Source organism: Parendozoicomonas haliclonae, from assembly GCF_900174585.1.
GTDB classification, from domain to species: Bacteria; Pseudomonadota; Gammaproteobacteria; order Pseudomonadales; family Endozoicomonadaceae; genus Sansalvadorimonas; species Sansalvadorimonas haliclonae.
On record NZ_FWPT01000065.1, the window covers coordinates 1 to 429 of the forward strand.

Genomic DNA, 429 nt, shown 5'->3' on the forward strand with positions numbered 1-429 from the left:
GCCATAGGGTTTGCTCTCCACTGTCTTTATTGTTTTATGGGTAAGATGTTGCGGGTCAGTTGCCTGTATCCCCCGCATGTTTTCCGCGTCGCTTCTCAACTGCCCATTTGAGTAAGGCCGCGCAGCGGAAAAATCCGTGGGCGAATTTTCCGTAGGGAAGGGTGAGAAAGAGCGCCATCACCACGCCTAAATGGAGCGCCAGCAGTATGCCCATTCCGCTGGTGTCTCTGCCTGCCAGCAGCGCCAGCCCGGTAAGACTGGTTAAGAACAGCAGCAGAATAAAGCCGCGATCCATGGGTTTCTGGCGCACATCGCCATGTAACGGCGACCGCCGCAGATTGAGCCACAGTAGCCCGGCCGGGCCGATAAGCAGACCGATACCGCCCAGCGTGCCGAGCATGACCGGCAGGCTAAAGAACGGGTAGGGCG

Annotated in this window: 1 pseudogene; it reads right to left on the reverse strand. The window is 58.0% G+C overall.

Annotation, left to right across the window (positions count from 1 at the left end):
* Positions 1-55: 55 nt before the first annotated feature.
* Positions 56-429 (reverse strand): annotated as a pseudogene (gene tcuB, locus EHSB41UT_RS24275) (tricarballylate utilization protein TcuB); the annotation flags it as partial.